The sequence below is a fragment of the Aquimarina sp. AU58 genome, assembly GCF_900312745.1.
In the GTDB taxonomy this organism is placed as follows: Bacteria; Bacteroidota; Bacteroidia; order Flavobacteriales; family Flavobacteriaceae; genus Aquimarina; species Aquimarina spinulae.
This window is the reverse complement of record NZ_OMPD01000014.1, coordinates 582,235-592,898: the sequence shown is the minus strand read 5'-3', so window position 1 is coordinate 592,898 and position 10,664 is coordinate 582,235. Positions and strand designations below refer to the sequence as shown.

Annotated in this window: 1 protein-coding gene; it reads right to left on the bottom strand. The window is 38.2% G+C overall.

Translation table 11 applies throughout. The features are described from left to right. Window positions 1–33: 33 nt before the first annotated feature. Window positions 34–10,632 (bottom strand): SDR family NAD(P)-dependent oxidoreductase, encoded by a 10,599-nt coding sequence (locus DK441_RS14045; RefSeq protein ID WP_109851289.1) that lies wholly within the window; start codon window positions 10,630–10,632, stop codon window positions 34–36. Window positions 10,633–10,664: the final 32 nt, after the last annotated feature.

Below are 10,664 nucleotides of genomic sequence, written 5' to 3'. Positions count from 1 at the left end.
CTTTTCTTTCAAATTTTTCTCGAAAATTCAGTGTTAAACTAATTCCACAGCTTCTTCATCAGAAAGCTCTTTATTTAATACGCTTTGGATAAGGCTTTGATAATAGACATCATTAAAAGTTGATGTCCCATTAATAGTGATGCTCAATAAATCACCAGTTGTTGTATTCATTGGCTCTTTCTCATTTTTCATAACACGAAAAGCCATCTCTCTAATCTGCACGCATATATTTCCTTCCTGATCGCATAGATCAAGGTCTACTTTAATAAGTTTATCTCCAGGTTTACTATCCTTAGCATACCGTGCCCAGATCACCATTTCTGGGGTACAAGCAGAGATTATACGTAAAGACCCTAGTGCAAAAGGGAGTAATGGTTGCTCTGGAATTTGATCCAGATTCTGAAATAAGCCAATAGTGGCCTGCAGAGCACTATCCATTAAACTAGGATGTAACAGATAATTATTTTGTTCATTTTTAGCTGTTTCTGGCAAGGTTAAGTTGGCCAGTACTTGTCTTTCCCCTTGGTAGATTACTTGTATCCCCTGATGTGCGAGTCCGTATTGAAGTCCCATTTGGGCAAAAGCGTTATAAATATTGTTTTGTGCTAACTTTCCAACTGTCATTTGATCTCTAAGTTGATCAATATCTATTTTTTCTAGAATCGTTTGATTACTAAAAACCGCTTTCCCTTGAAAATGTATGATGTCTTCTTCTTTATTATGACTATAGATTTCGTAATCTATTTGCGGGTACTGTTCAGAATTCGAATCATCTAAAAACAGGGCGATATTTATTTGTTTCTTCTCATCTATTATAGCAAAAGGTTGAATCCAAATGATGTTGTTCAACTCTAAAATGGTAGATTTTATAGGTGAAGGTATAGATTTTTCGATAGCAGTGCGGGCCATTTCGAGATATGCCACTCCTGGAAGGACTTTCTGGTTAAAAACCTGATGGTCTTTTAGAAAAAATTCTTTTCCGCTAAATGTTGCACTATAACTCTGCTTACTAAAGTCTGAAGTGTTTGCATGTAATAATGGATGTAAAATGGATGATGTTGTGATCCCATTTGCATAACTATTCTTTTCTTCAACACTATCAACCCAGTACCGTTCTCTGGCAAATGGATACAATGGTAAGTTGATACGATTAGGTTTATGGTCTCCGTAAAGTTTGTTCCAATCCAACTCCAGGCCTTTAACCCATAAATCCAGTAATTTCGATAATTTCCTTTGATTTATGTAGTTATCTATAATGGTTTCTTTCATATCATCATCATTGCTGATGATACGCAGACCTTCTCTATTTCGTTTTACCTGCCCTCGATATACACCATTGATATTCTCTTTACCCTGGACGTAATCCTGAAGTTTTTCTATTAGTTGATTCACCTCACTTATCATAAGTCCAAGACGTTCTTCCATAGCTTCCCTGCCTACTTGAAGGGTATATGATATCTCTAACAAACTTAGAGATCCTTTCTTTTCTTTTACAAAACTTAACAGATCAGATGCCTTTTGTTGTAGCTGTTCTTCTGATCGGGCTGATAACGGGATCATAAGTGCTTCATCTTGTCTAACAACCTGAACCGATTTTTGATCTGCTATCCTAGGCTCAGGAACATATTCTTCTAATACCAAATGTGCATTAGTACCACTAAATCCAAAAGAACTGATCGCCGCTTGCCGTTGCTGACCTTCTTCAACCTTCCAGTCTCTAAGTTTAGTGTTTACATAAAACGGACTATCATCCAGATTGATATGTTCGTTTAGCTGTTCAAAATTTATAGTGGGTGGTAACTGCTGATGTTTTAAGGATTGTAGTACCTTAATAACCCCTGCTACTCCGGCTGCGGTTAAACAGTGTCCTATGTTACTCTTTATTGAACCCAAGGCACAATATTCTTTTTCCTGAGTATATTTTTTAAAGGTCTTACGTAATCCTTCTATTTCGATAGGGTCTCCCAACTTCGTACCAGTACCATGAGTCTCTATCAACTGGATATTATTTGGGTCTATTTGGAACTGATTATATACCTGTTGTTCTAACAAGGTTTGTGATTCTGTGTTAGGAGCTGTAATACCATTGGTCTTTCCATCCTGGTTAACGCCCCAACCTCTGATCACTCCGAGGATATTATCTCCATCTTTTTCGGCATCCTCTATTCTTTTGAGCATAACCGTTCCAACTCCTTCGCCAGGTACAAAACCATTGGCCTGCTGATCAAAAGTATGGCATTTACCATCTGGAGAAAGCATACCGGATTGCGCTGCTTTAATATGCATATCCGGACCAGCCATTACGTAAACTCCTCCAGCCAAAGCAGCATCAATACTACCCGATACCAGGGCATCGCATGCATTGGCAATAGCTACTAATGAAGAAGAACAGGCTGTATCCATTGATATACAAGGACCTTGTAAATTTAAAAAGTAAGAAATACGAGCCGCCAGAATTGAAGTAGAACCTCCTGTAAAACCTTGAGCACTTAATTGATCTTCTCTTGATAACATTTGATAATCCCCATAAGCACATCCGACATATACCCCGCATTTACTACCTGAAAATGCATGTGGATTGTAACCTGAATGCTCTATAGTATGCCAACAGGATTGTAAAAACAACCGCTGTTGCGGATCCATACTTTCGGCCTCTACTGGTGAGATATTAAAAAACATAGGATCAAATAAGTCATACCCCTCCAGTGCTCCCATCCATTTGCTATAGGTCTTTCCCGGGACAGCGTCTCCATCTTCATAGTATTTATCAATATCCCAACGTCCCTCAGGTATCTCACTGATGCAATCCTTACCTCCAGCTATATTCTGCCAGAATACATCAACATTTTCTGCTTTGGGAAACTGACCAGACATACCAATAATAGCTATGCCTCCTGAAATACCTTTATCTGTTCTTAATGAAGTATTGCGCAATGAAGTATCTTTTCGCCACGAGCTAAGTTCTTTTCTTACGATCTGTTTTAGCTGTCTTCTTTTTTCTTTCTGTAGAAAATCAACAGTCGGACTGCTCACTTCCTCTACTTGAACTCCTAATTCTTGTTGTATATGCTCACTTAATGCAGATAATGTAGCATAGCTATATACAATAGTTGCCTGTAATGAAACACCAAACATTTCATTAATCTTACGGATAAAAGTAACTCCTACAATAGAGTCCAGTCCCAGGTCTACAAACTGGCTGCCCTCATCAATCTCTTCTTCTTCCAGGTGTAACTCCCTGGCTAATAATTGTCTTAAATCTGATAGTATATTTGATCGCCTTTCATTGCTAAGTACTGTGTTAGTTGAAGTAATAGTAGAAACTGATGACTCAATTGATACAACAACTTCTTTTTCTTGTTCCCTAGTTTCTTTCAACACATAAGCACTCAAAGCTGAAAGTGTAGAATAACTATAAACGATAGTAGCTTGTAATGAAATATGATATAGTTCATTGATCTTACGGATAAAGGTAACCCCAACAATAGAATCTAACCCCAGATCTACAAACTGACTATCCTCTTCAATTTCGTCTTCTTCCAGGTGTAACTCCCCGACCAATAATAATTTGAGCTTATTGATAACCATAGGTAGTGTGTACTTACCTTGTGGTGTATTTTTAGCTGAAGATAAAACTGGTTTCTCTTTAATGAGTTGTTGATTTTTTGTACTTGATGCCGTTTTAAAGTTATCTTCTATTAGAGCTAGAGTATCTAAACGGCCTACAAAAGTCTCATCATGCATTGTCAGTTCTCGTGCGCATATATCCTCTATATGCCCCTTGACATCACGAGTCATCTGATGCTTAAAGGCAATTAAACTATCACGGGTATTGCGCGTTAATTCTCTGGCCAATGTAAATGTAAACTCTCCAATCTCTCTACGGGAAACAACCGGTAAGGATACTCCTTTTTTCTTTAATTCCTCTCCAGGATATTCTATTCCCGTTAGCAATGTACCACGCGCAAGATCATAACCTATACGCTTCGGAAAAATTAGTGTTGCACCTGCTCCGGGAGTAAATCCGTAATTCATATAAGGACTCACATAATGACTTTCTCTACTTAATATTGGGAAATCACTAAACATACCCATAGACCATCCTGCTCCAATACCATGGCCCTGCATTGATGCAATTACAGGAATATTACAATCCAGTGCCAGTTGAAAGATCTTTGTATCGGTAAATTTAGCCTTACCTTTCTGGATTGCCAATAGACTCTCTTTGGTACCACCAGATGCAAAGTAACTGTCATATCCTGTTAAGATCACCACCTTGTATATGGAAGATGCGGCTATATGATCGAAGATCTCTATCATTCCTTCCATAAAGGCATCTGAAAACATATTCTTGGCCTCTCGGTCTTCCATCTTTATCTCCACTATTCCTTCTGGATGAACAGTAGCTTTTATAACTTGTGATGTTAATCCTATTGCTGTTACTACCTCTGGTAATGAGGTTGAACCTACTTCTTCGCTTTCTATCCAGATTGGTAACTTATCTAATACTGATCTTAATATCGTCTGCTGAGCCTTTTTCCAATCTCGTATAACTTCAATAGGTAGCGATGACCAATATCCAGCCTGATCTAAGGCCTCTATAATCGGATCTGCTGAAAGCACTACAGAACCTCTCTGCTGTTGTAGCTCCAAACCACTATACTCCCTACCGGTAAGCAATACCTCCTGAGCCAGGTAATCTCCTAACCCACGAACAAAAAACGGAAGTGATAAACTACCTATTTCTGCTACTCCAACTAGCCCCGAAGCCGAATATATACCTTCGGTATGATAGATACACACATCACAACACTGACCTAGTAACCAACCTATATCTGTAGCATTTCCTTCAAAAGCTGCAATCACGGGAACAGGAGCATTAATCAGTAGGTTTTGAAGTTGTTTAATAGACGATACTGAATTTGATAATTTAGATACCCTTAAAAAGTCTTTGGCTGCGCTGCTAAGTACAATAACCTTATAAGCCGATGTATTTTCTAACTGATTTAAAATATCCTCTAAACCGGAAATAAGGGTTTTTAGTTTATAGTTTTTATCTCCTGTAGCTATCCTGATTGTGAGCACTCCCTCTATAGGGGACTCCAGTTCTATGTATTTGGATCGGGTGGTTACCACATTATCAGATCCTGTGAATTTATCTTCTGCCTTAAAAGTATTTACCTGCTTTAATCCTGCTACTTGCTTCTCTAGATCACGACCAAGATGCTGCTTTAATAATCCAAGAGAAGTTACAGGCTTTTCACTCAATGATAAGGCTAGATCTTCTACATATTGGTGCACTTCATTAGAAGTAACAATCGGAACACTCCAACCTCTTTTCTTCAAAGCAGCCCCTGTTGATACTCCAAAACGATATAAAAAATCTCTGGAAAGCACATCTCCTAAACGCTCACCAAACAAAGATTCTTCTTTCCTAGCAGGAAACAATCCAACTGTTATATCTGTATAACCATATCGCGAGTCCTCACTACAAACCATAAAATCACATAAAGCTCCCAGTAAGAAACCTGATCCCATGGCATCTCCCTGCATCTCTGCTATTATTGGATAAGGAAAAGACACTATAGATTGGTAAAGCCCTTGAGTTATAGATTCATTATAAGCCTCCCGATCACCTTGAAGGAACGTTTCACCCGTGCCTGTTAATATCAATACTTTTAACAACGGAAGGGTTTTTACATAATCAAGACTATGCACCAATTCTTCTATTAATTCTTTAGAAAGTGTATTGCCTGTTTTTGTATCAATATCAAGACTGTAAACTCCCTGACTCCTATCATATAATTTTATAGAAGAGATCGCCTTTGAAGCATTAGATACTTCTAATGCATGTCCAGCAGTATGGTCAAGGGTAAACTGTGCTTTGGGTGTTACTCTCGGGGGTATATCTTCAGAATCTATATCATTAAGTGACTTGAGTGAGATATTAGCAGGTTTAGAAACTGATACTTTATCAAAATCCTCTCTTGAAGAAATAATAGTATCATCTGTTGTATGCAAAACTCGTGTGGGAATCGGAAGTTCTTTTGGTAGCATATCTACTTCTTTAGGAGGTAATGATACCCCGGATACTTCGTACTCCCTAACAAGTGCTTCTTCCAGAATTTTAACTTCTCCCTCATAGCCCACTCCACGAACTTGAACACATACTTCGCCTTGTTTGTTACACAAGTCGATATCTAGAGTACCTGCTTGATTTGAAGGACGAAGCCAAACAAACATCTCACGGGTACAACTATCAATTACCTCTAAGGAAGCTATTCCCATAGGTAATACCTTCTGATGATCTCCAGCAAATAATCGACTTCCCAACTGAAGTGCATTCTCTAGCATCGTTGGGTGTAATCTATATGTCTCTTCACTTAATGGCAATGATTCTGGAAGAGTTAACTGTATCAATAATTGTGTACTATTGTGATATACACTCACAACCTCTGATAAAGGAAGATCATAAGCACTTCTTATTCCTTCATTACCTATTTGCTTCTTAAGCATAGCTATATCCAAAATAGCCTTAGATGACTCAGTAGATACAATACTACTTCCCTGGCAATAGATCAATTCTTCTTCTCCTTCCTGGCCATAGATCTCAAAATCTATAATGTCTTTGGTTTGAGGTAACAAAGCGATATCTACTCGTAAATCCTTTTGGATAGATAACGGGCCTGTCCAAACAATATCTCTAAACTCAATGGTAGTAGATTTTTCCTTATTCGGTAAGGAATCCGCTATCGCAGCCCGAGCCATTTCTAAATACACCGATACTGGAAGTTCTCGATCCTGAGAACCAGAGATATAAAACTCGTCCCCTCTAAAGGTTGAACTATAAACCTGATATGATAGATCAGAAATATTACGATGTAGCAATGGGTGAAGCGCTGAGGTAACCTTACCCTTTACAGATGCTTTAGTATCTACTATATCTATCCAGTATCGCTCCCTGGCAAAAGGATAGGTAGGAAGGCTGATCAGTTTGGGATGGGTATTTACATACAACTCCTGCCAGTCAATATCCTGACCTTTGCTCCATACCTCTATTAAAGATAAATAATTTCTATCTTTTATCCATTGTTGAACCATTTGTTCGATGTCCAAACCTCCTGTCGCATAACTCGTAAGTGAGTCCTGGTCACGTTTTACCTGACCGCGATAAATACCTGTTATATTATCTGTACTTTTCAGGTAAGATTCTAGTTTTTGAGTCAACTCATCGATAGAGCTAGCCACAAAACCAACACGTTCATCCATCGATTCCCGACCTACCTGAAAGGTATACGCCATAGCTCCCAGATCAAGGAAATCTCCTGATGCAATCGAAAAACGGATAAAATCCAGCAGATCTCTTATCTTTTGTTCTAATTGCAATGGCTTTTTGGCTGATAAAGGGATCATAAAATCTGATCCTGATCCATTGAAGGAAAGTATATCTGAATCTATATATTCTTCTATAATCAAATGAGCATTTGATCCTCCTGCTCCAAAGGACGAAATACCTGCTATTCGAGGTAATTCCTTACCATCTAGTATAGGAGCATCCCAGTCGCGGAGTTCCTGGTTAACTATAAAAGGAGTTTTATCAAAATCTATATGAGGGTTTAAACGATTTGAATGTAACGACGGAACAATCTGGCGGTAACGCATCTGTAGCAATACCTTGGTTAAACCGGCAATACCTGCGGCAGATTCGCAGTGTCCTATATTGGACTTGGCAGAACCAATCTGGCAATATCCCGTCTTAATAACATCATTACCTTCCTCAAATGCTTTGGTAAGGGCAGATATCTCAATAGGATCCCCTAGTTTAGTACCCGTACCATGAGCCTCGATATAACTAATATGTCGAGGGTCTGTACCCGATGCTGTCAATGCCTGACGAATAGCACTTGCCTGGGCCTTAGGATTGGGAACACTATAACCATTGGTCTTCCCTCCGTGGTTAAGGGAACTACCTTTTATTACTCCATAAATATGGTTGCCATCTCTTTTTGCTTCGGAAAGTCGCTTTAAGATAACAGTACCTACTCCTTCTCCGGGAATATAGCCATCTCCACCTTCTCCAAAACTCTGGCAGTGACCTTCACTGGAAATAAACTGACCTGTACTTAGCATCAGGTATTTATTAGGATGAACGCTAACATTAACCCCTCCTGCAATACTCAAGTCTGTACGTCCTTCCTTTAGATCCTGACAAGCCAAATGGATCGCTGTCAATGAGGAAGAACACATCGTGTCCAACGTCATACTGGGGCCATGTAAATTTAGAAAATACGATACTCGATTGGCAATACTTGCATAACTACCCGATAAGGACATCGGATTACCTTGCATACTTGCTTCAGCTCCAAACAACTGATACTCACTATACATCATCCCAACATATACCCCAACCTGACCAGGCAATCCATCTTTATGCGGGATCTGTAAACTCGACCGAGTATATCCAGCATCCTCTATTGCCATCCAAACATGTTCTAAAAACAAACGCTCCTGGGGATCTATCGAAGTTGCTTCACGTGGCGATATATTAAAAAACCTTGGATCAAATTCATCTACTCCTGCTATAAAACCGCCCCATTTACTATAATGACGGCCTGCTTCTGTACGATCATCACTATAATAATCACGCCAGTCCCATCGATCTTTGGGAACTTCTGTAATACAATCCTTGCCTTCCCGAAGATTCTTCCAGTAGGCATCTATATTTTCTGACTCGGGATAACGGCCACTTAAACCTACAATCGCTATAGGGTCAGATTCAATCAATTTATCTGTTCCCTTTGGAGTTACGATTCTACGTCTACGGTTTAATCGTATTTTACTACTACTTCCTGTCTCTTTCTTAGGTGTTTTTTCTATTTCTTTTTCCTGAAATTTCTTTCCAAGCATAAAAAGCTTAGATAACTGTGAAGCATGTGATTTACTAAAATATTCTGCTAACTCATGAATGGTTTGATATTCAAAAAATAGCGTCTTAGGTAAAGAGCCAAAAGTCTTTTCCAGTTGATCTGTCAAACTCATTGCCAATATAGAGTCAATACCATACTTTTCAAGAGGTGCGTTAGGATCTATTTTATGGGAGGCTAGTTTTAATGAAATAGCAAATTGATCACATAAGTATTTTTCAGTTTTTCCTTGAAGATTTTCAGTATTTATTGTAGAAACTACTTGTTGTCCATTATGTGATGATGCTAACACAGGTTTTGCTTTCTCTTCTCGATTTTCAAGAAATGTTCTTCGTATTTGGGTTGAGTTACCTTCTACTACCAAAGCCTGCCCATAACCTAACTCTAAGGTTTTATAAAATGCATCTATTCCTGTAGTTGCAGGCATGGGATACATTCCAAATTTTTTACGTAATACTTCTTGATTCTCTCTATTTATTTGCATTCCTCCTTCTTCCCACAATGGCCAATTGACAGATAGGGTATGCCCTATACGATGTCCCCTTGCAACTTCTTGATTACGATATATCGCAAACTCATCCATAAAACCATTCGCAGCTGCATAGTCAGACTGGCCAACATTTCCCAATTGAGAAGCTACCGAAGAAAACAATACCATGAAATCCAGATCTATATCCTTGCTGGACTGATCCAAATTGTACGTCCCCCTTACTTTGGGAGATAATACTCTGATAAATTCTTCACTAGTCTTTTTTATTATAAAATTGTCAGAAGTCATCCCTGCACAATGCAGAATACCATTTAATCCTCCTTTTTCTTTAACAATATCGGAGATAACTTTATTAACTTCTTTTGCATTATCTAGTTCTAGTTGATAGTATTCTACTTCATTGTTGCGAGAAGGAAGTTCTTCTAAAAGTATTTTCTTTTCGGGAGTCAATACAGAACGCCCTGTTAGTATAATCCTGGATCGTGTGGTTTGTTTAAGAATCTCTTTGGTAAATAAAAGACCTAGACCTCCCATACCGCCAGTGATCAGATAAACTCCCTGATCTTTAAAGGCTATTTTGGGGTGTACTTCTATGGCATGTATTTCTTCTCTCTTTAAAACATATCGGATATCTTGTTCATATTTTATCAATTGATCATCTGGATTGGATTGGTTATCCTTCAGTTGTAATGCAAGATCATTTGCTTGAACTTTCGGATCAATAAGAAGAAGTTGAGGAACTAGTAACGGGTTTTCCAAAGCAGCAGTTTTCAACAATCCGGAAAGCCCCGCTAAAATTATATCCTCTCCTTCATTAGGTACAACCAACTGGATCAGTACTTTTCCTTCTGGTTTGTTGATTAGTATATTTTGAATCAATTCAAAACAGGAAAGAGCATACTCGCTAAATCTCTCAGAAATGTTTTGTTTTTGGTCTACCGAGAAACTCCAAACCTTACTTGGCGAAAGTGAACTATTAATATGCTTCTCTTTTAAATGTGATATTTCACATAAAATCAAATGATATTGTTCATATTCTATTTCGTCGTTAGAAGAGACATCCAATACAACTGGTGTCCAATCAAATTTTGCCAACAGCACACTTCTGGTTTCTTCTGCATTTTGCTGCTTTACAACTTTGATTTTTTCTAACGCTTCTTTTTGCGTAAGCTTCCCACTGGAAACATCCTGATATATTTTTAATAATTCAAATTTCACTTGTTTAAATTTTATTAATTAATTAGAAATAA